The sequence below is a fragment of the Thiorhodococcus drewsii AZ1 genome, assembly GCF_000224065.1.
In the GTDB taxonomy this organism is placed as follows: Bacteria; Pseudomonadota; Gammaproteobacteria; order Chromatiales; family Chromatiaceae; genus Imhoffiella; species Imhoffiella drewsii.
This window is the reverse complement of record NZ_AFWT01000136.1, coordinates 1-615: the sequence shown is the minus strand read 5'-3', so window position 1 is coordinate 615 and position 615 is coordinate 1. Positions and strand designations below refer to the sequence as shown.

Genomic DNA, 615 nt, shown 5'->3' with positions numbered 1-615 from the left:
GCACAGGCGCTGTTTGACCAGGGTCTTGCAGGTGGCCTCGGTCACACGCCCGAGCCGATCGGCAGCCCCTCGGCGAAGAAGCTGGGGTAGTTCATCTGATGACGAGTTTGTTGAGCTTGATCCAGCCGCAACCGAGCACCGGAGTGTGCTGCGGGTGAACCGCGTCCATGAAGACAATCACGTCTTTTTCGGACTTTTTATACTTGAAATCCTGGCACTTGGAGACGAACGCCTCCTGAACCTCGACCGACTAATGCTTGCCTGGCAGGAGCGTCGGCTTCTTGTAGACGTAGCCAAGGCGATGCAGCAGCGCATTCATGTCGCTTGGCGTGTAGCGCAAATCCTAGGTTGCTTGACGTCGCGTGCCACTTCCGCTGCAGTTTGATACGCGTGCTTTGCGGTAGAGATTACCATGATGGGCAGACGATTAGGTTAATGAGGGAGTCTGAGCCGAAAATTCGTATGATACGGGTATGAATGGCTCGATTGTTCATCGGTCGGTCCGTTGCGGCGGACGAATGGATTTTGGCGGTTTTTTTCCAGTACAACTTTGAAACGCAGATCGCGTGGACATCTAAAACATCCGACGATTTCATCTTCCGGTTTGAGACATCC

General features: G+C 53.8%; 1 protein-coding gene. It reads right to left on the bottom strand.

Annotated features, from left to right (window positions below; all coding sequences use genetic code 11):
- Window positions 1-250: 250 nt before the first annotated feature.
- Window positions 251-319 (bottom strand): winged helix-turn-helix domain-containing protein, encoded by a 69-nt coding sequence (locus tag THIDRDRAFT_RS27030; protein ID WP_245535928.1) that lies wholly within the window; start codon window positions 317-319, stop codon window positions 251-253.
- Window positions 320-615: the final 296 nt, after the last annotated feature.